This window comes from Kribbella sp. NPDC049227 (genome assembly GCF_043197265.1).
GTDB lineage: Bacteria > Actinomycetota > Actinomycetes > Propionibacteriales > Kribbellaceae > Kribbella.
The window spans coordinates 688156-710875 of record NZ_JBICST010000006.1 but is presented as its reverse complement, the minus strand read 5'-3'; the positions used below and the strand labels follow the sequence as shown (position 1 = coordinate 710875).

The 22720-nt window shown below is 68.8% G+C and carries 19 protein-coding genes; 14 read left to right on the top strand and 5 right to left on the bottom strand.

What is annotated here, in order from left to right; all coding sequences use genetic code 11:
* Nucleotides 1-116: 116 nt before the first annotated feature.
* The 4 genes from recD to ACGFH6_RS29370 all read right to left on the bottom strand — a co-directional run bounded on the left by recD (nucleotide 117) and on the right by ACGFH6_RS29370 (nucleotide 9102).
* Entirely contained in the window at nucleotides 117-1895 is a 1779-nt protein-coding gene (recD, locus tag ACGFH6_RS29385; RefSeq protein WP_393390456.1) for an exodeoxyribonuclease V subunit alpha, read from the bottom strand.
* The gene (locus ACGFH6_RS29380) at nucleotides 1892-5188 is read right to left on the bottom strand and encodes a UvrD-helicase domain-containing protein (protein ID WP_393390454.1); all 3297 of its coding nucleotides are present in this window, start codon (nucleotides 5186-5188) and stop codon (nucleotides 1892-1894) included. Before ACGFH6_RS29380 ends, recD begins: the two co-directional genes overlap by 4 nt.
* Nucleotides 5188-8502: an exodeoxyribonuclease V subunit gamma gene (recC, locus tag ACGFH6_RS29375; protein WP_393390451.1), complete on the bottom strand. Its 3315-nt coding sequence runs from the start codon at nucleotides 8500-8502 to the stop codon at nucleotides 5188-5190. The genes ACGFH6_RS29380 and recC overlap by 1 nt, the downstream gene beginning before the upstream one ends.
* 234 nt (nucleotides 8503-8736) lie before the next feature.
* Nucleotides 8737-9102, bottom strand: a complete 366-nt coding sequence (locus tag ACGFH6_RS29370; RefSeq protein WP_393390449.1) for a hypothetical protein — start codon at nucleotides 9100-9102, stop codon at nucleotides 8737-8739.
* Nucleotides 9103-9245: 143 nt separating this feature from the next.
* Between ACGFH6_RS29370 and ACGFH6_RS29365 the strand changes: the two genes are divergently transcribed.
* Nucleotides 9246-9683 carry a ribonuclease H gene (locus tag ACGFH6_RS29365; protein WP_393390446.1) on the top strand — a complete coding sequence of 146 codons (438 nt, stop codon included), beginning with the start codon at nucleotides 9246-9248 and terminating at the stop codon, nucleotides 9681-9683.
* Nucleotides 9684-9785: 102 nt separating this feature from the next.
* Here the strand turns inward: ACGFH6_RS29365 and ACGFH6_RS29360 are convergent, their stop codons facing one another.
* A complete protein-coding gene (locus ACGFH6_RS29360; RefSeq protein WP_393390443.1) occupies nucleotides 9786-10832 on the bottom strand; it encodes an alcohol dehydrogenase catalytic domain-containing protein in 1047 nt (348 codons plus the stop codon).
* A 133-nt stretch (nucleotides 10833-10965) separates the two neighbouring features.
* Between ACGFH6_RS29360 and ACGFH6_RS29355 the strand changes: the two genes are divergently transcribed.
* The 13 genes from ACGFH6_RS29355 (at nucleotide 10966) to ACGFH6_RS29295 (ending at nucleotide 22719) form a co-directional block, all read left to right on the top strand.
* Nucleotides 10966-11073: an AAA domain-containing protein gene (locus tag ACGFH6_RS29355; RefSeq protein WP_393390440.1), complete on the top strand. Its 108-nt coding sequence runs from the start codon at nucleotides 10966-10968 to the stop codon at nucleotides 11071-11073.
* 166 nt (nucleotides 11074-11239) lie between these two features.
* Nucleotides 11240-13375 (top strand): ATP-binding protein, encoded by a 2136-nt coding sequence (locus tag ACGFH6_RS29350; protein WP_393390437.1) that lies wholly within the window; start codon nucleotides 11240-11242, stop codon nucleotides 13373-13375.
* Nucleotides 13376-13381: 6 nt separating this feature from the next.
* Nucleotides 13382-14206, top strand: a complete 825-nt coding sequence (locus tag ACGFH6_RS29345; protein ID WP_393390435.1) for a Pvc16 family protein — start codon at nucleotides 13382-13384, stop codon at nucleotides 14204-14206.
* A gap of 55 nt (nucleotides 14207-14261) precedes the next feature.
* Nucleotides 14262-15404, top strand: coding sequence for a phage tail sheath subtilisin-like domain-containing protein (locus ACGFH6_RS29340; RefSeq protein WP_393390432.1), 1143 nt, complete (start codon nucleotides 14262-14264; stop codon nucleotides 15402-15404).
* Between the two features lie 63 nt (nucleotides 15405-15467).
* Nucleotides 15468-15908 (top strand): phage tail protein, encoded by a 441-nt coding sequence (locus ACGFH6_RS29335; RefSeq protein ID WP_393390429.1) that lies wholly within the window; start codon nucleotides 15468-15470, stop codon nucleotides 15906-15908.
* On the top strand, nucleotides 15905-16276 hold the full coding sequence (locus tag ACGFH6_RS29330) for a hypothetical protein (RefSeq protein ID WP_393390426.1): 372 nt from the start codon (nucleotides 15905-15907) through the stop codon (nucleotides 16274-16276). Before ACGFH6_RS29335 ends, ACGFH6_RS29330 begins: the two co-directional genes overlap by 4 nt.
* A gap of 11 nt (nucleotides 16277-16287) precedes the next feature.
* On the top strand, nucleotides 16288-16422 hold the full coding sequence (locus tag ACGFH6_RS29325; RefSeq protein WP_393390423.1) for a DUF6760 family protein: 135 nt from the start codon (nucleotides 16288-16290) through the stop codon (nucleotides 16420-16422).
* 25 nt (nucleotides 16423-16447) lie between these two features.
* Nucleotides 16448-17377 carry a DUF4157 domain-containing protein gene (locus ACGFH6_RS29320; RefSeq protein ID WP_393390420.1) on the top strand — a complete coding sequence of 310 codons (930 nt, stop codon included), beginning with the start codon at nucleotides 16448-16450 and terminating at the stop codon, nucleotides 17375-17377.
* A 1-nt stretch (nucleotide 17378) separates the two neighbouring features.
* The gene (locus tag ACGFH6_RS29315; RefSeq protein WP_393390417.1) at nucleotides 17379-18173 is read left to right on the top strand and encodes a LysM peptidoglycan-binding domain-containing protein; all 795 of its coding nucleotides are present in this window, start codon (nucleotides 17379-17381) and stop codon (nucleotides 18171-18173) included.
* Nucleotides 18170-19753, top strand: coding sequence for a phage baseplate assembly protein V (locus ACGFH6_RS29310; RefSeq protein ID WP_393390415.1), 1584 nt, complete (start codon nucleotides 18170-18172; stop codon nucleotides 19751-19753). The genes ACGFH6_RS29315 and ACGFH6_RS29310 overlap by 4 nt, the downstream gene beginning before the upstream one ends.
* Before the next feature lie 16 nt (nucleotides 19754-19769).
* Nucleotides 19770-20117, top strand: a complete 348-nt coding sequence (locus ACGFH6_RS29305; RefSeq protein WP_393390412.1) for a hypothetical protein — start codon at nucleotides 19770-19772, stop codon at nucleotides 20115-20117.
* On the top strand, nucleotides 20114-20500 hold the full coding sequence (locus ACGFH6_RS29300) for a GPW/gp25 family protein (RefSeq protein ID WP_393390409.1): 387 nt from the start codon (nucleotides 20114-20116) through the stop codon (nucleotides 20498-20500). Before ACGFH6_RS29305 ends, ACGFH6_RS29300 begins: the two co-directional genes overlap by 4 nt.
* Nucleotides 20500-22719, top strand: a complete 2220-nt coding sequence (locus ACGFH6_RS29295) for a putative baseplate assembly protein (RefSeq protein WP_393390406.1) — start codon at nucleotides 20500-20502, stop codon at nucleotides 22717-22719. Before ACGFH6_RS29300 ends, ACGFH6_RS29295 begins: the two co-directional genes overlap by 1 nt.
* Nucleotide 22720: the final 1 nt, after the last annotated feature.

Below are 22720 nucleotides of genomic sequence, written 5' to 3'. Positions count from 1 at the left end.
CTCTCGCGCTGAGCCCCGAGTCCGGATCGTGCGATTGCTGACGGCAACTGATTCCCTCTGCGAGGAGGAACACGCACCTCAACCCCACGCTGGCATGGGGCATGAGGTACGCGGGGTCATGCTGGTCGACGTCCGCCGATCAGGCGTTGGCGGAGGCCGGTTGCGCGTAGTGCTCGGTGGCCCATGGCCAGGCGTACGGAGGTTTCGTTCCCGATGACGCGTAGTCGGTCTTGGGCACGGGTTATGGCTGTGTAGAAGAGTTCGCGAGTGAGTAGCCGGGACTCTTCGCCTGGCATCAGGACGGTGACTTCGGCGGCCTGGCTGCCTTGGGCTTTGTGGATGGTCATCGCGTGGAGCGTTTCGATGTTGCCGAGTCTGTTGGGTGAGAGGTCGAGGCGGCCGCGGGAGCTGTCGATGCAGACGCGTAGGGAGCCGTCGGGGCGTCGCAGTGTCACTCCGACATCGCCGTTGTAGATGCCCAGGGCGTAGTCGTTGGCGGTCACCAGCACCGGTCGGCCGACGTACCAGGTGTCCCAGAGTGGGTCCTCGGTTTCTTCGGTGATCCATCGCTCGATGGTTCGGTTCCAGTGGTCGACGCCCCACGGACCTTCTCGGTGCGCGCAGAGGAGGCGGTGCCGGTCGAGTGCGGCCAGTGCGGCGTCGGGGTCGCCGGCTTCGGCGGCAGTCCGGATCGCGAGTACGTCGGGAAGCAGCGCGGAGCGCAGGCTCTCACGTGGGTCGTCGTCCTCGACGAAGTGGACCCGTTCGCCGCCGCTGCGGAGTACAGCAAGGACATCCTCGGGCCGGTCTTCGCGCACGGCCAGAGCCAGCTCACCGATCTCGCTGCCGAAGCGGTGCGAGGTGCGTAGCTCGGCTCCTTCGATGTGCCCGCCGGCGACCAGCCCGTCGACGAGGTCCGCGAGTACCGCGCCGGCTTCGATGGATGCGAGCTGGTCGGGGTCGCCAACCAGTACGAGCCGGGCCTCCGGTCGCACCGCCTCCAGCAAGCGCCCCATCATCGTCAGCGAGACCATCGAGGTCTCGTCGACGACGATGATGTCGTGCGGCAGCCGGTTCTCTCGGTCATGGCGGAATCGGGTGGACGAGTCGGGGCGCCGGCCGAGCAGCATGTGCAGGGTACGGGCATGGAAGTCGCCCAGCCTCTCGGTGTCCTGTTCGGAAAGGCGGTCGGACATCTCGCGCCGTACCGCTTCTTCGAGCCGGGCTGCGGCTTTGCCGGTTGGTGCGGTCAGCGCGATCCACGGGCGGCGGTGCCCGGCGATCTCGGCCTGCTCCGCGAGCAGAGCCAGCAGGCCGGCGACGGTGGTGGTCTTGCCGGTGCCAGGGCCACCGGTGAGAACTGTCGTCCATTGCCGGGCTGCGGTCTGGGCAGCGGTGCGCTGCTCGTCGTACGAACTACCTGCGAAGAGCCGGTCGAGCCCTGCGACCAGTGCAGCTTCATTGGCGATCTGTGGCGCCGGCTGAGCGGCGCGGCGGCGAAGGTCCTGCTCGACCTGCTCCTCTTCGCGCCAGTAGCGATCGAAGTACAGACGCGCGTCCTCGAGGCGCAGTGGATGTGGAGCGGCGAGCAGAGGGCTGGCCGCGAGTGCCGCCAGCCATTCGTCCAGGACGGGCCAGGCCAGCTCGTCGCCGTCATCGCCGACTTCGTTGCGGACCGCGGCGAGGTCGAGGCAGATGGATCCGGCCCGGACGGCTCGCGCTACCAGCGCACACGCGAGTGCCACCGACTCGTTGGTTTCGTTCAGCATGGTCGTCAGACGGGACGCGACATGGACGTCGGCGGCCAGGATCACGCCGGCCTGGTTGAAATCGCGCAAGATCCCGGTAGCGGCGAGCGCAAAGGCCGAGTCGAACTCGTCGACGGTCGCGGTCATGCCGTCCTCCCATCGAGCAGGTCGGACAGGGCGAGTACGAGCGTCGTCGGTAGCGGCCAGCTGAAGACCCCGGACGGGTGCCCGTCTACGAGAGGCGTCTCCGGGCCGCACATGCCGCGCAGGTAGAGATAGATGACCCCACCGAGATGCACCTCAGGGTTGTACGCCGGCAGCCGCCAGCGGAGGTATCGGTGCAGCACGACCGAATAGAGCATCGCCTGCAAGGGATAGTCGGAGTGCAGCATCGCGGCGCTCAGCTGAGCTGGTCCGTATTCCGCCGACGTAGCAGGCTGCTCGGGGTCGCCGAGCCGGTTGGTCTTGTAGTCGACCACGACGAATCGGTGGCTGTCACCGTGGGGGACACGCAGGACGACGTCGATCGATCCGGTGAGATAGCCACGCAAACTCTGCCGGCCGAGCAGCGGTTGTTCGAGTCGGTCGGCGTACGCAAGGAGCGGGTCGTCGGCCGGCAGATGAGTGCGTAGCAGTGGCGCCAACCCGGCCAGCCGTACTTCGGCGGCCACCGCGTGATCGCCTCCGGCCAACGGGATCTCGAAGTCGAGTTCGCGGAGCCGGTCGGCGCGGCCGAGGTCGCCGAGGGTCAGCCCAGGAACGAGCGGACCGAGCGGCGTGGTGTGCAGCGGCAGCATCGCCGTGGCCAGGGCATCGGGTGTCACATCGACGCGCCAGAGCCGCAACTGGTCGCGGACCTGTGCAGCCAGTTCAGCCTGCAGATCGGGTGCGTGCGGGTCGGCCTCCTCGAGCACTGCATGCACCAGCGACCCAAACGTCGCCCCGACCGGCAGTCCGTCCATCGGAGACGGCAGCGCATCGGCCGGCGGGTTCTCCGGTGTCGGTACTGGATCCACCGACTCGTCCTCGAGTTGGCTCTCCTCCTGTTCGCTGACTACACCGCCCACCTGCTGGTCGGCCGCCCGGATCAGCCCGGAGTACGACGTACGGCGCCAGGCTAGGTCGACCTCGCGGGAGAAGGTCCCCACTGCGAGCCCGCTGGGCAAGTCCTCGCCCGGGGGCTCGGCATGCTCGGCGATCACCGACTCCTCGACGACCGGGCCGCCGGCCTGCTGCCAACGGCGCAGCCAGATCAGCACCTCGTCGTCGGACGCTGCCCTGTCCAGGCTGTCGGGTACGACCGGTTCGCCCTGCTTGCGACCGCGCAGGAGGCGGGAGACTCCGCCGTTGACCTCGTCCCAGGACGGCGCCCACCAGGCCACTACCTGTGACTGGGCGCGGGTCAGCGCGACGTACGTGAGCCGGATGTCGTCACCGGCGACCTCGGTCCGCCAGAGTTTCTCGTTGGCGCGGTAGCCGGTGCGGTTCTTGCCGCCGATGTCGAGACTGCGGACGCCGTTCTCGTGGAAGAGGAGTAGTTCGTCATCGTCGAAGATGTGCCGGTTGAACCCGAACGGCAGGTAGACGACGGGGTACTGCAAGCCCTTGCTCACCCACACCGTCATGATCTGCACCGCCGCCGCGTCGCTGTCGAGCCGGCGAGTTCGCTCCGTCGTACGCCCCTTGCCGGAGCACTCCTCGCGCAGCCAGTCGAGCAGCGCGGGCAGTCCGAACCCCTCGCGGTGCGCGGTCTCGTGCAGCAGTTCGGCGAGGTGTGCGAGGTCGGTCACATCGCGTTCGCCGCCGCGCCAGGCAAGCACTCGTTGCGCCATTCCCTTCACCTGGGCGGCTTCGAACACGGCGGCCACACCACGGGTGCGGAGGTGGTCGGCCCACCCGCGCAGGGTTTGCCCGATCCGGTCGGTGAGGTCGTCCCCACCGGCCTGCAGGGTGGCCGCGGTCTCCCCGAAGAACATCGTCGTCGCAGCAGCCCGGACCAAGCCGGATCGGTGCGGTTGCTCGAAGGCCTCGAGCAGGCACAGCCAGTCCTGGGCGGCCTGCGACGAGAAGATGTCGAGATCGCCGGAGTAGACCGCGGGAATGCCGGCCTGTGCGAGTGCCTCCCGGCAGGCCCGCGCGTCCTTGTGTGCCTCGACGATCACCGCGATGTCACCGGCCCGGAGCGGCCGTTCGTCGTACGTCGCGTCGGCCGCGAGTAGTTGACCGATGTCGGAGGCGAGATCGCGAGCGATGTGGTCGCGCAGGTCGTCCATGGGGATGCTCTTGCGTGTCGCCGATCCGAACTGCTCCCGTCGCACGACCCTCAGCCGGACTGGCGCGCCGGACGGTGCGCCGGTCAGCCGGCTTCCCCGGTGATGGGCCCTGACCTGGTGGACGACGATGTCCGAGTGGCCGAGCCGGGCGCCGCCGAGCACCACTTGCAGGCAATCGACCAGCGGCTGGTCGCTGCGCCAGTTGATACCGAGAGTGCGCCGCTGACCCGCGGTTTGCGCCGCCGCGAGGTACGTCGCGATGTCGCCACCGCGGAACGCATAGATCGCCTGCTTGGGGTCGCCGATCAGCACCAACGTGCTGTGACCGTTGAAGGCGGCGTCGATCACCCTCCACTGCACCGGATCGGTGTCCTGGAACTCGTCGACCATCACCACCGACCAGTGGCGCTGCATCCGCCGGCGGGCGGGGGCGTGGGGATCCTCCAGCGCGGTGGCCAACCGGGTCAGCAGGTCGTCGTACCCGAGGATGCCGAGGCGGCGTTTGCGGCGCTCCAGCTCGGCCACGACGGCCTTCGCGAACTCGACGCGGATGCCCTCCGGCGAGGATTCGTCGTACTGCTCGGGCACCAGCCGGGTGTGCGGGTTGCCGACGACCTTGAGGGCGAGCTCCAGGGCCGTGGAGCGGGTGATCGGCGGTTGCTCCGCGGAACCTCCGAAGCGATTGAGGTAAAGGTCGTCGACGACCTCGGCGACAAGCTCTCCGAGGTCGTCGACCAAGGTGACGCCGGCGTCGGTGTCACCGGCAACGCCGAGCGAACGCAGTACGAGCTGGCAGAACTGGTGGGTCGTCGCGATGGTGGCGGCGTCGAAGTTGGCCAGCGCGTCCCGAAGACGGCTGTGTCGTACGGCGACGTCGGCAGCGTTGCCGTCGACGAGGTGACCGAGCAGACCGGGGTCGTCGCGCCAGCGGTCCGGATCCGCAAGGGCACGTTCGGCTTCGAGCAACTGGGAGCGGACGCGTTCACGAAGCTCCTGGCTGGCGGCGCGGCCGAAGGTGATCAGCAGCATCTCGTCCAGGCGGGCGGCGCCCTCTGCGACGTAGCGGGTGACCAGACCGGCGAGGGCGTAGGTCTTGCCGGTGCCGGCGCTCGCCTCCAGCACCGTGGTGCCCGTCGGCAGTGGACCCAGGAGGTCGAAGGGTTCCATCACGGCGCCCCTTGCTCGAAGCGCAGCATCGGTTCCCAGACCCGTTTCGCATAGGCGCCGAGCCGGGTCGGCTCGCCCGGCCGTTCCTCACCGGGCCGAGCCGGCTCGAGAAGAACCTTGAGCTGTGTGTTGGGTCCCCAGACGCGGACGTGTGCGGGATCAGAGTTCTCGCCGTCATAGTTCGCGGGGCGCCACCGACGCCCGGCAGCGACGATCGGGTCCTCGTCCGTTCGGCGCGCCTGGCACCAGGCGAACGAGGTCTTGAGCGGTAGCGGCAACGGTTCGCGGCGACCGGCGTCGTAGACCGCGACCAGGTCGGCGAGCAGGTCGCGGCCGAGCGGCCCGACCGGCCCGAACAATCGAGTCGCGGGGTTGCGACCGCTGCGCGGGCGGCCGATGGCCAGACCCGTCCAGTTGTGGTCTTCGTCATCGGCGGACAGCGCGAGCAGTTGAATCCAGGAGGTCAACAGTTGCTTGGCGTCGAGCCGTGAGTAGCTCACCGAGACGAGCCGGTAGGCATACACGCCTGGAACTGTCCCGGTGAGGCGCCTGCCGCCGCCGAGGTCGACGTCTACATCGAACGCCTGTGGACTCGTCTGCCGATGCGGGTACGCACTGATCGCGAGACCTCGAGCGATGTCACGGATCTCGGTCGCGGTCCGCCAGCCCAGCCGTCCCGGTGGGAGAACGCCCCGCCGCCACTCTGCTTGGAGGGCCGCGTCGGGGTGGATGCCTGCAAGCATGTCGCGGAGCATCCGGTCGCCGACCGACCACTTCTGCAGGTTGTCGATCTCCACCGGCATCACGTCGGAGACGCCGTCGACCTCCCACGGCAGGGTCAGGTCGAGTGCCCGGAAGTACCCCTTCACCGGATCGCGGAAGAACGCCAGGAGATCTGACAACGCGACATCGTCATCTGCCGGCAGTGTCAACTGCCCTGTGATGAACTCCGGGCGTGGCGGCCGGGAACCCGCCGCCGCCCGCGCCGCGACCAAAGCGGTCGGGTCGAACGTGAAGGGCCCCGTCGTACCAAGACGACCAGCCTCCAGGTTCTTCCGATCGAAGGGCTGGAGCGGGTGCTTCACCACGACAGCTTGCCGAACCTCCGACTCGGTGGTGCGGTCGAGGACATCGAGCAGCTCACCCAGCGGCACGGCGGGCGGCCGTGGCTGACCGGAGTACTCGTTGGCGCCGGTGTAGGTGATCACCAGCGACTCGGTGGCGGCGAGGATCGCGTCGAGCATCAGTTGGCGGTCTTCGCTGCGGACGTCGCGCTCCCCGGTGACCGGTGACCTGGCCAGTACGTCGTCACCGTCAGCGAGGCCGAAGCGTGGGAACACACCGTCGTCGAGGCCCAGCAGGCAGACCACCCGGTGCGGCACCGAGCGCATCGGCACCATCGTGCAGACGGTCAGCGTGCCGGTCCGGAAGTTCGCGCGGGTCGGCCGCCCGGCCAGATGGGTCGACAACAGGGCCCGGACGTCCGGCAACGTCAGCGAGGTCGCGGCCAGGGGACCGGCCTCGGCCGCGACCTCGGCGAACTCGCGATGCACCTGGCCGACCTGCCAGCCGTCGTCGCGACCGACCCGGGTCAGCTGGTCGATCCCCTGGCCGAGCGCGTCCAGCCAGTCCGCGAGCGGCCGGGTGCCGCTGAGCCGATCAGTTGCCGCCAGCAACCGGTCGACGTACTCGGAGAACCGGCCGGCCAGCTCGATGCGAGTGCTGCCCACGTCGTCGAGCGGCAATGTCGTGTCGATCCACGCGTGCGCGTCGGCCGACATCGTGACGCCCGCGAGTACTCGATCAAGGCCGAAGCGCCAGGTGTTCTGCGGGTAGCCGGCCAAGCCGAACGGGTCGCGGTGGTCCTGGTCGAACGCCCACCGCACGCCTGATTCGCGTACCCAGGCGGTGGCGATGTCGATGTCGTCATCGGTGAACCGGAAGCGGCGCCGTACCGGCTCGGTCTCGGCGAGATCCAGCACCTGGCTCGCCGTTGCTCTGCTGCCGGCGAGGTCGAGCAGCTGAGCGGCGACACCGAGCAGCGGATTCGTCTGGGTCAGCGACCGGTCAGCCAGTTGGACTCGAAGCCGATGCGCCGGATGGCCGTCGTTGTCGACCTCTCCGAGGCCGAAGCGGGCGCTGATCAACGGTGCGTAGGTCTCGATGTCGGGGCACATGACGAGAATGTCGCGCGGCTCGAGCGTCGGGTCTGCCTGGAGCTTCCCGAGCAGCACCTCGCGCAGTACGTCGACCTGCCGGGCGGTGCCGTGGCAGGCGTGTACCTGCACGCTGCGATCGTCGGCGGCGAGGTGGCGACCCTTGGCGGCGACGGTGTTGCCGCGCAGGTCATGCTGCAGCCAGCCGAGAAGTGTGTGGGGCGTCGCTGGAGACGCAAGGTGGCGGTCAACGGCCGGCGCTGCGGCGAGGCCCAATTGCAGCTCGCGGCTGTCCCGCCCCAGGGTGGTGAGCAGCGGGTTGTCGGCCTCTTCATGGCTTGTGTCGGCGGCTCGGTCGCCCGCGGTAGAACCCGCTGTCCTCAGCCGTTCCCAGAGCGCGCCGCTGGGGTGGGGGAGCCAGAGGTGTACCTCGCGGGGTTCGGCCAGGGCGGAGAGCAGCTCGATCTCCGTGAGCGGCAGTCGAGTGTGTCCGAACAGTGAGAGGCGTTCCGGTAGATCGAAAGACTCCGGCTGATCCCGGAGCCGGCCGAGCGTGTCGGCGTGGCGAGTGTTCGGTGGCTGTGCATCGATGCGGCCGACCAGCCGCCGCCAGAGCTCGGGTTGCCAGTTCAGGTCATCGTCGATCGGCACTCCGCGACCGTCGGTGTCGCGACCTTCGCTCCAGTCAGCGAGAAGGGTCGGCCGTTGGACGGCGTACGTCGCGAAGAGCCGAGCCAACCGCGCTGCGACGGCGTACCTGCGCCCCTGGCGCAACTCGGCTTCGGCTCCGGCGTCGAAATGGCCGAGGTGCCGCGCGACAGGCTCGCACCAGACCTCGTCGAGAGAATCGTCGAGCACGGCCAGCAGCGGCCAAGTCATCGCCTCCGCGGCCCAGGGGTCGTCGTCTGCGAGGCCCAGCACCGCGGACACCAGCGAGCGCGGTGTCGCAAATCGGACCCCGGCGCACACTCCGTCGCCTCGCCCCGCGGCAGCGCCCAAACGGTGTGCGAGTCGCTGGGAGAGCCACCGCTCAACACCCTTGGCGGGCACCACCACCAGCTCCTCGGCGAATGGATCGGCCAGGGGAGCGGCGAGCAAGTCACCCAGCCCGTCGGCGAGCACGTCTGTGCGCTCGGCACGGTGCAGATACAGGACCACCGACGCAGCATGCCACGTGGCGCCTGCGCCTCGTGGCACATCCGCCGACCCACGCTTGACCAACGAACCAGCAGCACCTCGCGAAGAACCTCGCTCGGCGCCAGGAGGCGGGCCACTCGGCCCGCGCGGTGGTTGGGGGCCGCCGCGCGGGCTTCGTGCTGTGCAGATGTCAGCCGGCGATCGAGCGGGCGTACTCACCGATCTGCAGGACACCTTCCGGGTCGTACTTCCGGCTCACCTCGGGGATGCGCCGAAGTGTCTCCTCGTCGTACGCGCGACGGGCCGTCCGGACGTCGTGCGGGGTCCGAAGTTCGGCCAGACACCGCCGGTGTCCCATTCGGACAACGCCGCGTACAGGCGGTCCCAGTGCGGTAGGACGCGGGGGTCTTCCGCGATGCCGACGGCGAGCACGCTGAACCCGGCGGCGCGGTGCGAGAAGGCGTTCGGGTGCTCGGTTTCCCGGGCGTAGGCGCCACCCAGCTGGCGAACCTCGACCATCAACTGTGGTGACCCGGAGTCGTAGCCGGCCACATCGAGCAGGCGCTTCGCAGTCACGTCGGTGAACTCGGTGAGCAGCATGGCCGGGTCGACAACCGGCATCGGGTCGACCGGGTCGGCGTGCGGCCCGCCAGGGCCACCTGCAGGTACGCCGCCTTCGGGGCGGTGCGTGTGAGGATGCGCCGGCGGGGTAGTGTCTCGCTCCGATGCCTCCAACCCGCGCTCGCCGTCCTCGTCCGGCCGACATGCCAGTCCCGGTCGGCGCGCGCAGGGTGTTCACCGACGGTGCCTGCTCGGGTAACCCTGGACCTGGAGGCTGGGCGTGGGCGCTGTCGACGGCCGAGTACGCCGCTGGTCATGAGGCTGCCTCCACGAACCAGCGGATGGAGATCCGTGCCGCCCTCGAGGCCGTGCAGGCGAACGACGGTCCCCTGCTGGTCGTCTCGGATTCGACGTACGTCGTCAACTGCTTCCGCGACGGATGGCACACAGGTTGGCTCGAGCGAGGCTGGCTCACCTCGGCAAAGAAGCCGGTCGCCAACAGGGATCTATGGGAGCCTCTGGTGGCGTTGGTGATCAAGCGCGGGGATGTCGCCTTCCAGTGGATCAAGGGACATTCCGGCCACGAGATGAACGACTTCGTGGATGGCCTAGCCGTCGCTGCCTGCTTCCCAGAGCATTGAACCGGAGCTCTTTCTGTCGTGCGGAGGCACGCCGGGTTCGAGCTCTACTGTGACCACCGGGATGTTGCCACCGCGGACGTCCTGCTGGGGGTACCCCGCCTTCTAGTTCGGCTTGATGATGACTTTGAGGGCCTCGTTCGCGGCCGCGTTCTTGAACACGTCGTAGGCTTCCGCGATTTCGTCGAACGTGAATGTGTGGGTCCCCATCTTCTCCGATGGGATCCGGCCGCTGGCTACCATCTTCAGCAGGGTCGGGATGGATACGGTGTCCACTAGACCCATGGTCAGCGTGACGTTCTGGATCCACATGTCCTGCATGGGCAGTTCGACCGGCGTGCCATGCACACCGATGTTGGCGATGTGGCCGCCAGGACGCACCAGCTGTGCGGCGGTGAGCAGGGTCTCCGGGTAGCCCACTGCCTCGATGGACACGTCGACGCCGAGTCCGTCGGTGAGCGCGGCAACCTCGGCGACGATGTTCGGACCGGCCTCAACCGCATCGGTAGCGCCGAATTCCAGCGCCTTGGTCAGCCGGAACTTGTTCGTGTCGACGGCGATGACCTTCGAAGCTCCCCATAGCCCGGTCGTCAGGATCGCGGACAGACCGACCGCACCGGCGCCCACCACGGCCACCGTGTCACCCGGGCGGACGTTGCCGGCCAGGACCCCGACCTCGTACCCGGTGGGCAGGGAGTCGGCCAGGAAGATCGCCTGCTGGTCGGTCACACCGTCGGGGACCGCGTACAGCGACGTGTCGGCATAGGGCACGCGGACCAACTCGGCCTGGGTGCCGTCGATCAGGTGGCCGAAGATCCAGCCGATGCCACCGACGGTCTGGCAGTGCGACGGCATGTTGCGCTGGCAGTAGACGCAGCGGCCACACTTCGTGATCGCCGGCACCAGAACGCGGTCACCGACGTGGAATCCCGTCACGGCGCTGCCGACCGCGGTGATCGTCCCGACCGCCTCGTGGCCGAGGATACGGCCGTCGGTCACCGCCGCCACATCGCCCTGCAGGATGTGCAGGTCCGTGCCGCAGATCGTCGTTGTGTCCACCCGCACCACTACGTCGGTGGGGTCCTGGACGGCCGCGTCGGGAACGTCTTCCCACGCCTTCTTCCCGGGGCCGTGATAGACAAGAGCCTTCATCTCCGGATCCTCCTCGATCCTCCACTGGCCTGGAGACAGGTCCGGTCCACCATCTACACGGCCCATCGCTCGACGCCAACGACAGTAATGTTGATCCGCGCGCAGGACCGTCTCAAAATCAGACCATCCACCCGTGCCCGCGACGAGCAGCCACTCCATCTCCGTGATCGAGGGTCCACCCGGCACCGGCAAGACCGAGACGATCTTGAACCTCATCGCCAACGCATTCAGTCGCTTGTGAGGTTGTTGCTGTAGGCAATCAATCGTGATCGGCCACACTCGGTCGCGTTGGAGATCCGCGATGCCTTGACATCACCTATGACCCTCCGTAGCGTCGTTAGCTGGGGGTTTTATCAGGCCTGTTCACCTCGTTCGGTGATCGACACTTCGCGCCTGAAGGGGGATGCATGTCTGACGCGGCGTCCTCCTTGCTCGCCCCGGCCGATTCAGCCGGCTGCGCCGCGAACTGGCGGCGCCCATTCCAGCGCCTGGACAGGCTACTGGCCGCGGCTGTGGTCGAGGCTCGAGTACGGTTCGGTGCCGAAGCGGGGCGCGACTCGTTCCGGGGGCTTTACATCACCGATGAGCTCGCCGCCGCCGCTCTGAACGGTCCGCTGGGCGAACCGCTGCGCACGCGCAGAGAGAGTACGCTCGCGCCGGGCTGGGCCGAGCTGGCGTCGTCGGACGGCGGGTGGGCCTGGCTGCAGCGCACCTACGCCCTGACCGACGACGAACTCGACGTGGTGCTGATCGCACTGGCCCCAGAGGTGGACCTGCGTTACGAACGGCTGTACGGCTACCTCCAGGACGACGTCAACCGGTGTCGCGCGACGGTGAACCTGATCCTCGACCTGATCAGCACGTCACCCGACGAGAAGCTGGTACGGCGGACCTTGTTCGCCGCTGACGCCCCACTGCTGCGAAACAACATCCTCCAACTTGTCAGCGAGGAGCGAGCGCATCCTCCACTCCTGGCGCAGGTGGTCGTCCTCGACGAGCAGATCACAGACGTCCTGCTGGCCGTCGACGGCCTCGACTCACAGCTGGCCGGGTACTGCCAGCTCGCCTACCCGCCTCCGGCGCGCTGGGCTGAGACGGCGCTCTCGCCGGCTGCCCGGCGAACGGTTCTGGATGCCGCGCGGGCCGCGCAGGGCCGCTACCCGTTGCGCATCCACCTGCACGGGCCAGTCGGGTCCGACCGCGCGGCTGCGGCGGTGGCTTTGGCGGGGGAGTTGCGCGCCCCCATCCTCACGCTCCGAGCAGCCGATCTGCAGGCCGGAGACGAGAAGGCGGCGCTCGTCGTGGCCCGCTCGTTCCGCGAGGCACTGCTCAAAGGGGCTGTGCTGTTTGTCGACGGCGAGAGTTTCCTGCCGGTCGGTTCGCGCGCGCGGTCGGCCTTGGTCGACGGCCTGGCTCAGCATGGTGGCATCACTGTGCTGGCCGGCACGCAGCCCTGGACTGCGGAAGGTGGGCCGCCGCTCGGTGTTCTCGATATCGCTGTAGGGCGACCGGATCTGGCCACTCGGCGCGCGGCGTGGGCGCGCGAGCTCGACGAGGCCGGGACGACCGCGTCGCCCGACCTGGTGGATACGCTCGCCGGTCGGTTCTCCTTCGGGCCGGCGCAGATTGCCGAGGCGGTCGCGAGCGCGGCGACCGCTGCCGGCGCGGACCGGGGACCGACCGCGAAAGAGGTGTTCGCGGGAGCCCGGCGGCAGACGAGTCAACGGCTGGCGACCTTGGCTCGCCGGATCGAGCCGACCTGCAGCTGGGCCGACATCGTGCTGCCTCCCGATACCACCGCGCAGCTGAAGGAGCTCTGCGCCCGGGTCGGCTTGCGCTCGACGGTTATGACCGAGTGGGGCTTCGAGCAGAAGCTGGCGCGTGGCCGAGGAACCACCGCCCTGTTCACGGGACCGCCGGGGACCGGCAAGACGACCGCCGCGGAGGTCGTGGCCGGTGAGCTCGGCTTGGACCTGTTCGCGATCGACCTGTCCGCGGTGGTCAGCAAGTACATCGGCGAGACCGAGAAGAACCTCGAGACGATCTTTTCGGCGGCCGCCGACGCGGACGCCATCTTGTTGTTCGACGAGGCCGATGCGCTGTTCGGTAAGCGGTCCGAGGTACACGACGCCCACGACCGGTACGCCAACATCGAGACGTCGTACCTGCTGCAGCGGATGGAGCAGTACGACGGCATCGCCGTCCTGGCCACCAACCTGCGGCAGAACCTGGACGAGGCGTTCACTCGTCGGCTGCAGTTCATCGTCGAGTTCCCCTTCCCCGACGACGAGCTGCGCGAGGGGATCTGGCGGATCGCCTTCCCGCCCGGCGCACCACTGGCGGAGACGCTGGACGTCGTTGGCCTGGCCCACGACTTCCGGCTCTCGGGTGCCAACATCAGGAATGCCGCGCTGCACGCGGCGTTCCTGGCTGCGGCCCGGAGCGAGTCGATCGGTACCGCGGACGTCCGGCAGGCGATCTGGCGTGAGTTCCAGAAGATGGGCCGGGTACCACCCGGTGCCACCGCGGAGCAGGTGTGGTGAGCTGCCGTGTTCCAAGACCTCGACGAGACACTGAAGGCGATCCTGGACGACGCCTCGGCGCCGGCCGACCTGCGTGCGGCCGACGTCAGCTTCGATACGCCGGACAAGAACTACAAACCGGCCGAGGCGACGGTGAACCTGTTCCTGCACGACGTCTCGGAGAACCGCAGCCTCCGAGACGACGCGCGGGTCATCACCAGGACGAACGACGGCTACGCCTCTCGGCTGCCGCCGTTGCGCGTCGACTGCAGCTACCTGGCCACCGCGTGGTCCGCTCAAGCCGGCGGGCTCAAGGCGGCGGAGGAACACAGGCTGCTGGGACTCACTCTGCTGTGGCTCAGCCGCTTCCCGGTCGTCGACGAACGCTTCCTCAGAGGCGCCCTGGCGACCCCACCGCAGCCCTATCCATTGCCGACCATGGTCGCGCAGGTGCAGGAGAACCGGTCGAGCGGTGAGTTCTGGACCGCGCTCGGGATCGCGCCGCGGCCGGCGTTCCCGATCACGGTGACGATCACGGTCGAGCCGTACGACGAGGTCGAGGAGTTCCCGCCGGTCCAGAAGATCGACGTGCGCAGCACGTCGGTCGAGCACCCGTTGTTCCGCGGTGTGGTGACCGACCAGTCGCTCGTACCGGTCCCGGCGGCCACAGTCTCCGTCACCGAGACCGGCGCCCAGGCGACCTCCGGTCCGGACGGGGAGTTCGCCGTACCCGGGCTCGAGTTCGGGACGTACACGTTGAAGGTGCGGGCGGCCGGGCGGCCCGACGAACAAGTCGCCGTGACCTATGCGGCCGACCATCAGACGCAGACGGTGGTCCTCTCCGGGCCGTAGGCCCCGGACGACGCGACCGACCGGCGAGCAGAACGGGAAAGGCGGAAGAGCAGCGATGGTCGACTACGCGACAGTAGCTCCCGGGATTCATCTAGAGGAAATCACCCCCGCGGGCCCTATCGCCGGCGCGGGGACGAGCGTTGCGGCGCTGATCGGCGTCACGGCGACGCTCCCGACCGGCGACGACCTGGGGAAGCCGGTGCCGGTCTCCAGCTGGAACGCGTACAAGGACAAGCTCGGTGAGTACAAGAGCGGGCTGAACCTCCCGTACGCGGTCCGCGGGTTCTTCGACAACGGCGGCACGTTCGCCTATGTGGTGCCGATCAAGAACATGGACGGTCTGGACGGCGCGTTGGCACAGCTCAGCCGCCTGCCCGATGTCGGTCTGGTGTGTGTGCCGGGGCTGGTGGACCCGGAACTGCAGAAGGACAAGGTGATCAAGCACTGTGAGGACCTGGGCGACCGGTTCGCGATCCTGGACGGCGTCCAGGACAAGGACCCGCTCAAACCCGGGAACCCGCTGCTCACCCAACGGGCCGGATTGTTGTCGGTCAACGGGTTCGGCGCGCTCTACTGGCCGTGGATCGTGATCCGTGACCCGGGCAGCACGACCGGGCAGACGATCCCGGTGCCGCCGTCCGGGCACATCGCCGGCATCATGGCGCGCTGCGACAGCACGGTCGGCGTACACAAGGCTCCTGCGAACGAGCAGATCCGTGGCGCCGTGAGCCTGGACTTCACGCTGAACGACACCGAGCAAGGCCAGCTGAACAAGCAGAACATCAACGCGTTGCGCACCTTCCCGGGTGGGCCGCCGCTGGTGTGGGGCGCGCGCACGCTGTCCGCCGACGTACCGTGGCAGTTCGTCAATGTCCGGCGGCTGGTGTCGTACGTCGAGGACTCGCTCGTGACCGAGTTGCGCTGGGCGGTGTTCGAGCCGAACACCACGGCGCTCTGGAAGGGGCTGGAGCGTTCGATCACCGAGTTCCTCACCCGGGTCTGGGAGGCGGGCGGGCTGTTCGGCCGGACCGCCAAGGAAGCGTTCTACGTGACGATCGACGAGTCCCTGAACCCCGCGCCGGTGCGGGAGCGCGGCGAGGTCATCGTCGAGATCGGCCTGGCCGTGACGCGGCCCGCCGAGCACATCGTCCTGCGCATCGGCCTGTGGGACGGCGGCGCCAAGGTCAGCGAGGGCTGATCCCACAAGGGCACCGGGCCAACGGCCTGGTGGAGTGGCAACTCGGGGTTGGGAGGCAAGGGGATGCCCCAGACAGGACAACGCGTCGACCCGTACCGCAGCTTCAACTTCCTGGTGGAGCTGGACGGGATCGCGCAGGCCAGCTTCACGGAGTGCAGTGGGCTCGGCTCCACCACGGAGGTGATCGAGAACCGCGAAGGCGGCGACAACACGACCGTGCGCAAGTTGCCCGGCAAGACGACGTACACCGACATCACGCTGAAGTGGGGCGCGACCACCTCGATCGAGCTGTGGGAGTGGCGGCTGCAGATCGTGCAGGGGCTGGTCGTCCGCAAGAACGGCTCGATCGTCGTCTTCGACCTGGCCAACCGCACCGAGGTCGTGCGGTGGAACTTCGACCGCGCCTGGCCGACCAAGTGGGAGGGTTCGGCGTTCAACGCGAAGGGCAGCGAGATTCTCGTCGAGACCTTGGTCCTCGCGCACGAGGGTCTGGCCCGGGTATGACCGGCCAACTGGTCACCGAGGTGTCCTTCGAGCTGCCCAAGGGGTACGTCGACGCCGAGGGGACGTTGCACCGGTCCGGGAGGATGCGGCTGGCGACCGCCGCGGACGAGATCTACCCGCTGCGTGATCCGCGCGTGCAGGGTTGGCCGGCGTACCTGATCGTGGTGCTGCTGGCCAGGGTGGTCACCAAGCTCGGCAGCCTGCCGGACGTGAACCCGGGTGTGGTCGAAGGCCTGTTCTCCGAGGACCTGGCGCATCTGCAGGACCTGTATAACCGGATCAACGGCCTGACGCCGCACGTGGTCGCCGTCGTCTGTCCGCACTGCGGTGGCGGCCACGAGGTGGAGGTGCCACTGCTGGGGGGATAACGGGCTACCCCTTGGACCGGGTCCACCAGGAGGCAGCCTTTCTCGGTCGGCACACGCACTGGACCCTGACGGAGGTGTTGACCCTGGACCATGCCCAGCGCCGGCAGTGGGTCCGCGAGGTGTCCGCTCAACTCGAGCTGAGCTGAGCGACGGGTGTTAGGAGGGGGACGGATGACCGATCCGGCAGGGCGTCCGCAGACGCTCGGGGAACGGCTGGCGCTGCTCGCCGAGCAGTTGCGCGTTCGCCACATCGCCACCTTCTCGTGGGAACCCGGGTTCGCTCAGGTGCTGCAGAGGTTGGATGCGCTCGACCAGTCGTGGGCGCAGCGGTTCGAGCGATGGGACGGCGCGGGGGAGTGGACCGAGCCCGGCGGACGGTTCTCTACCGAGCCGCCGACGGCGCGAGAGGGCGGCGAGAGGGCGACGGCCGGCGGAACCGCGACAGCCGCCGGAACCACCGCAGCTGCTCGAGCGGACGCGGTTGCTGCGGTCGTCGGACCGCAGACGGCCGCATGGCCGGCCGACGTCGTTCCGGTGGACGTCCGCGCCCGGCTCCGCGAGATAGCTGGTGCCGGCGCGGACGGCATGCGGGTGCAGGTCGACGCCGAGGCGGACGCCGCTGCCCGGTCGCACCGCGCGGACGCAATCACCTCGGGTACGACGGTCAGGATGAGGTCCGGGCGGTTCCGGCCGGACACCCCGGAGGGCCTCGGGCTACTGGCGCACGAGGCGACTCACGTGACTGCCTTGCTCGCACGTGGCACGGCGGCGCCCCCGAACACTCCGGGCGGAGTGGCGGCGGAAGAGGCTGCTGCGGGGCGGGCCGAGCTTGTGGCCCGGCGGCTTCCCGAAGCCGCCGGTGTCGAGCGCCCACGCAGGCACAGCGACCCGCCTCCGTACAACGATCTACCGGCTACTGGTCACTTCAACAGTGCGCAGGGAGCCTCGACCACGCCGATGGCAGTGACGCCGATGCGGGCGGATGCCGACCGGCCGGAGGCGTCGCCGACGGCTGGGGGCTTCGACTCCGAGGGTCTGCGGCTGCGGATCATCGAGGACCTGATGCACCGGTTGCGGACCGACTCCGAGCGGGGAGGCTGAGATGGCCGCACCAGTCCAAGGGCCGATCGGCCCACCCTCCCGACCGCCGGCCCACGACCTCCTGCGGACTCCGCTACGGCTGGCGCCGCTCCCGGCCAGCAACGAGCTGGCCAAGGCCGTCCTGATCGACACCACGACGAACACCGCACACGTGGTGATGTACAACCCCGAGGAGCTGAAGGTTGAGCAGGGCAACCAGTTCGCCGAGGTCGGTATCCCCGGGCTGAACGCCTCCCCGCTGCAGTACGTTCGCGGCAAGAACCGCGTCCTGACGATGGAGCTCTTCTTCGACACCTACGAGTCGAAGGAGGACGTGCGGCTCCACACCGCGCCGATCGTCCGGCTGCTCGACAAGCAGCCGCAGACGCTCGCCCCGCCGGTCCTGCTGTTCTCGCTCGGCCGAGTGCAGTTCCGCTGCGTGCTCACCGATGCCGGCCAGCGCTTCACGATGTTCGCGCCCGACGGGACACCGGTCCGCTCGACGATGTCGGTTCGCCTGCAGGAGTACGTCGACGTGTCGCTCGAGATCAGTCAGGGCCTGTTCCTCGGATCGCCGACCGCCTCCGCGCTGGTGAACGTCGCGCTGACCCCGATCGTCGAAGCCATCAGCCCGTCCGCGGCGTCGGCGATGCACACGGTGCTCGCCGGCGAGACGCTCAGCGGCATCGCCGGCGCTTACCTCGGCGATCCGGCGCGCTGGCGCGAGATCGCCCAGGCGAACGGGATCATCGACCCGCTCGCGGTCAAGCCCGGAACGTCGCTGGTGATCCCGGACGGATCGGGGCGGACGCCGTGAGCGCCCCGTCCTACGCGCCTCGCTTCGACGTCCGGCTGTCGGGCGTGACGCTGGCGGCCGAGCTGGCCGATCAAGTGCTGAGCCTGACCGTCGAGACCGACCTGGACCTGGCCGGCTCGTTCAGTCTGACCTTGCGCAACCACGACAATCAGCTGCTCGACTCGGCGCTGCTCGACATCGGCAAGACGGTCGAGATCCACCTCGGGTACGCGCACGACCTGGTCCCGGCGTTCCTCGGCGAGGTCGCGGCGATCGAGCCCTCGTTCCCGGCCGACGGGCCGCCGACGATCACGGTGTCGGGGTACGACAAGTCGTACCGGCTGCGGCACACGCCGCCACCGCCGCGCGCCCGCACCGACGTCAACGACAGCCTGATCGCGGCCGAGATCGCCGCCGAGCACGGACTCGTCCCGATCGTCGACCCGGTGCCGTTCCACGCCGAGCGGGTCCAGGTCGAGACCGACATGGCGTTCCTGAAGGCGTGCGCGAACCAGTACTTCTTCGACGTGTACGTCGAGTGGGACCGGCTGCACTTCCACTTCCCCCGGCCGCAGTTGTCCGCGCACGTCCTGGAGTGGGGGAAGAACCTGACCAGCTTCAGCCCACGGATCTCGGCCACCGGCCTGGCCGGGGTGCAGCAGGTCCGGGTCTACAACCAGGAGCTCGCGCAAGCGCTGACCGTGACGATGCTGGCCGCGGACCTCGACCCGGACAACCTGGTCGAACGTCTTGGTACCTCGGTTTCGCAGCTCCTGATGTCGCTGGTACGCAAGGGGATCCGCCGGGAGGGGATCAGCAACCCGATCCAGGCCGCCACCGTGGCCAAGGCCATCTTGTCGAACCTGCTGGAGGGCCTCTACGAGGGCAACGGGTCCTGCATCGGCATCCCGGACCTGTCGGCCGGGCGGTACGTGACGATCGCCGGAGTGGGGAAGCGGTTCAGCGGCACCTACCGGGTGCGCAAGGTGACGCACCGGATCGACGGCAACGGGTTCCGGACCGACTTCTCCATCACCCAGCGCGGGCACTCGAGCCTGCTCGGGCTGCTGCGCAAGAAGCTGGTCGAGACCCCGTCGCCGAACCAGGGCGAGAAGTTCTTCGGCGTCGTCCTCGGCGTGGTCGAGGAGAACAACGAGGTGCTCTCCGGGGAGCCCATGCCGGCGATCGGGCGGGTCAAGGTGAGCTTCCCCGGGCTGGGCGACAACTTCAAGAGCGGCTGGGCGCCGTGCGTCCGGCCGATGGCGGGCAGTGGCACCGGGTTCTACGCCTTGCCCGACAAGAAGGATCAGGTCCTGGTCGCCTTCGAGTACGGCGACCTGTCGAAGCCGTACGTGCTGGGCGCGCTCTGGAACGCGCAGCAGAAGCCACCGGCCGACAACGCCGACGACAAGAACGCCAAGAAGGTACTCAAGTCCAAGGCCGGGCACACCATCACCTTCGACGACACCGCTGGGGCCGCGGCGCTCACGATCAGCGCGGCCGGCGACCTCGCGATCAAGGCCAGCGGCGAGATCAAGCTCGAGGCAGTGGGAGGCAAGACGGCGATCACGATGGTTTCGGACGGGGTGGACGTGAAATGACCGAGGAGGGGACGCGATGACCGATCCGTTCGTGCTCACCACGGCGAGCAGCATCCTGTGCTCGCACGGGTTCGGCATCTCGGCCGGCAACTCCGGCAGGCTCAAGGTCGGCGGCAAGGAAGTCCTGCTGGCCGGGCTCGCCGGCAAGACCTTCACCTGCTCGATCCCGGACAACCCGAACACCGGCATCAAGCACTGCACGAAGGTCAGCACGGTCTCGGCCGGCGAGAAGTCCAGACTCACGGTCGGAAAGGTCTCCGTGCTGCTGGATGTGCTGGTCGGTCTGACGGACGGTGCACCGCCACCCCCGAACCTGGTCGTGGTCCCGAAGCAGGCTCGGTTGCGTGCGGCGGTGAAGCCGTGAGCGACGAGGTACTGGGACGGGGACTGTCGTTCCCGTTGCAGATCAGCGGCACCGGGCTCGCGGAGTCGGCGGGTGTGGCCCGGGTCGAGCAGTCGATCCGGATCATCCTGGGCACGCAGTACGGCGAACGCGTGATGCGTCCCGGGTTCGGTGCCAACCTGAAGAGCCTGGTCTTCGCGCCCAACAACGCGACCACCGCCAGTCTGGCCGGGTACTACGTGACCGACGCGCTGGCGCGGTGGGAGCCGCGGATCGACGTCCTGGACGTCCAGGTGTTCAACGACGTCGACGGGGCGCAGCTCGTGATCGAGATCCGGTACCGGCTGCGCGCCACCGCCCAGGAGCACGTGCTCGTCCTTCCCTTCCTGCTGGAGCGTGGCTGATGTCTCCCGAATCGCGCGGCGGCCGGATCGTGCCGCCCAACCTGGACGACCGGACCTGGCAGGAGCTCGTCGACGAGATGCGCGCGCTGATCCCGAAGTACGCGCCGCAGTGGACCGACCAGAACCCGTCCGACCTCGGCGTCACGTTGATCGAGCTGTTCGCCTGGCTCGGCGAGAGCATCATCTACCGGCTGAACCAGACGCCGGAGAAGAACTATCTCGCGTTCCTCAACCTGCTGGGGATCACGCGTGACCCGCCGACTCCCGCGTGGACGTACCTGACGTTCGGCTCGTCGGTCGAGACTCCCGTGACGGTGCCGATCGGGACGCAGGCGCAGACGTCCGACCCGGCGGGTGGGCGGCCGGTGGTGTTCGAGACCGATGAGGAGCTCGTCGTACTGCCGACCACGCTCAAGGCGGCGCTGCGGGTCGGGCCGTTGGCGGCGGGCGCGAACCGAGCGACGTACCACCAGGTCTCGGCCGACCTGATCGGCCCGCCCACCGCGAGCCACCTGGTCGAGGTCCCGGCCGGACAGACGGTCGCCTTCTACCTCGGGTTCGATCGGGCGGTGACGGCTGAGCTGGCACTCGGGCTGCGGCTGTACCAAGCGGCGCGAACCGCCGGGGCGGCGACACTGCGGTTCACCTACTCCAAGGGCGAGGTCGAACCGTTGCTGTGGCCGCCGGTGACGGCGGCCGGCGACGGGACCGAGGGCCTCCAGCACGACGGCGCGGTGCGGCTCACGGTTCCGGCCGACTGGACGGCGCAGCGGGCCGCGGGCGATGATCCGGCCCAGTCATGGGAGACCGTGACGCCGGAAGCCGACGCGGACAAGGTCACCGATCCGTTGTTCTGGGTCGGCGTACTGATCGACGTGCCGGCCGCAACCCCGTCGGCGGGCGGCGATCCGCCGCCGGCTCTGGCGATCGGGATCGACCGGCTGCTGTTCAACGCCGTCCCGGCCCGGACCGCGCTCTCTGTCCGCGCGGCGGAGGACCTCGGGGAGAGCACCGGCCAGATGTTCCAGGTCGTTGCCTTACGCAACCGTCCGCTGTACCGCCGGCCGGGCCTGACCGCGCCGTACGCCGACCTCGTGGTGCAAGTCGCGTCGGCGGCCGACCCGGCGAACTGGAAGGACTGGAAGCTGGTCGACGAGTTCCCGACCGGGGCGGGCGAGGTCTACCGGATCGACCCGGTCGCCGGCGAGGTGCGGTTCGGCAACTTCGACGAGCGGTCCGGCAAGGGCAGTGGCTCGGTTCCACCTCGGGGCAGCAAGATCCGGGCCCTGCGCTACCGGTACGTCGCCTCCGGGGCCGGCGGGAACGTCGGACCGAGTCAGGTCACCGTCTTCGGTACCGCACCCACTGGGGTCCCGGTGAGCGGCATCGGATCGGTCACCAACCTCGGTCCGGCCCGCGACGGGAGCGACGAGGAACCGATCGAGGAGACGATGCGGCGCGCGCCGGAGGAGTTGCGGATCCGGTACCGCGCCGTGACCGTCGACGACTACGAGTTCCTCGCGCGGGAGGCCAGCATCGATCTGCGGGTCAGCAAGTGCTTGCCGCCGCGGACCCACACCGATGACGCGCCCGGACAGCCGCCCCCGTGGAGTGCCGGCGACCCGTGGACGTTCGGTGGACTGGTCCGGGCGCCTGGCACGGTCAACCTGATCATCGCTCCCGACCGGGACATCGACGTACCGCGGCCGGAGCCGACGCAGGACCAGATCCGGCTCGTCCAGGGGTACCTCGACGCTCGCCGGGACCTGACCGCACGGCTCGAAGTGGTGGCGCCGCGGTACCTGCCCGTGATCGTGAACGTGGAGATCATGGTGTGGCAGGAGGCGCTGAACGCGGGCGCCGACCGAGCCACGATCGAGGCAGAGACCCGGGCCAAGATCCAGAGGTTCCTCCACCCCACCCGCGGCGGGCCCGACGGCAAGGGCTGGACCGTCGGGGGTCCGGTCTTCACGTCCGACGTCTTCCGCGCGCTGATGCCGACCGAGGACCTCGGGTACATCAGCGTGCTGCAGGTGAAACCCGACACGCCCGCCTACCACTTCCCGCCGCTCGGTCCGGGCGGGACGTACAAGGGTGACGTCGAGCGGCCGTTCGCGTTGTCGCCGTTCGGGGCATCGGTACGGCTGGCCGACTACGAGCTGGTCTGTGCGGCCGCCGACTCTGCACAGCTGGTCAAGACCACTCCGGTTCAGGTCTGAC